Below are 917 nucleotides of genomic sequence, written 5' to 3' on the forward strand. Positions count from 1 at the left end.
TGGCTATTGGGCCATTATTGCTGCAGAACTGAGCGCTGGAATATTAGGCGTGGCAGCCGCTTTTCTGATGCTAAAGAATACCAACCATGGTGGTTCTCGGTTCCATACAGGACAAGCATTATTTGTGTTGAGTGCAACTATCGCAGTATTGGTATGGTATTTTGGGTTCGGTGTTGTCGGCGCTGAATGGTTTCAAATGTGGGCAAATCAATGGAATGGCCAAATGAAAGCTTACACCTTTGCGACATTCATCTTAATCGCCGCCATTTATATATTGCTTCCATCTCCAAGAGAGTGGGAAGAGACGTCCAACTAATCTCTACGAACTCTATTAACCTAATCTATGCCTACCACTGACTCATCATTTCGTTCGAAAGGCATAAAGGCATACGACCAAAAGCCTGCATTATTTGCAGGCTTTATCGTATTTATATATTTGCTCATATTGATCGTACCAGGTTTATTCAGCTCACATTCCTTTGGCAAAGGAAAAGGACTGAACGACGCATCTGAGATTATTAAGCAGCTTCCATTTGAGATTTTTCTCGTTACCAGTATTGCCCTTGTGATCAGTTTCTTCAGTCAATGGCGACACATTGGTGCTAGAAGCAGTATTAGCGAACGCAGAAAATATATATGGATAGCCATGTGCTTTCCCGGATTAGTTTTATTTGCAGCGATTTCTCAGGCCGAATCTGCTGATCTCACCGACACACTATTTAATAACTTTCCTGTTCAACAACTTGCCCTTCTCGCGCTCATGACACTTCTGATTGGTATGTTCGAAGAACTCTTGTTCAGAGGTGTGCTCCAAAGTGGCATCCATCAAACATTCGGTGAGATCAAGGCCGTTGCGCTTGCCGCGCTCGTATTTGGCTTAGCGCATTATGCAAACTGGGTGCATGGTAAACCGTTTG

2 protein-coding genes are annotated in these 917 nt (G+C 43.6%); both read left to right on the top strand.

What is annotated here, in order from left to right:
- Positions 1-316, top strand: a 316-nt coding sequence (locus tag A3762_RS10535; protein ID WP_156493390.1) for a DUF2165 family protein, incomplete at its 5' end; no start/stop codon positions are given.
- Between the two features lie 27 nt (positions 317-343).
- Positions 344-917: CPBP family intramembrane glutamic endopeptidase (locus tag A3762_RS10540; RefSeq protein ID WP_156493391.1), on the top strand; the 574-nt coding region annotated here is incomplete at its 3' end.

The sequence above is a fragment of the Oleiphilus sp. HI0125 genome, from assembly GCF_001635355.1.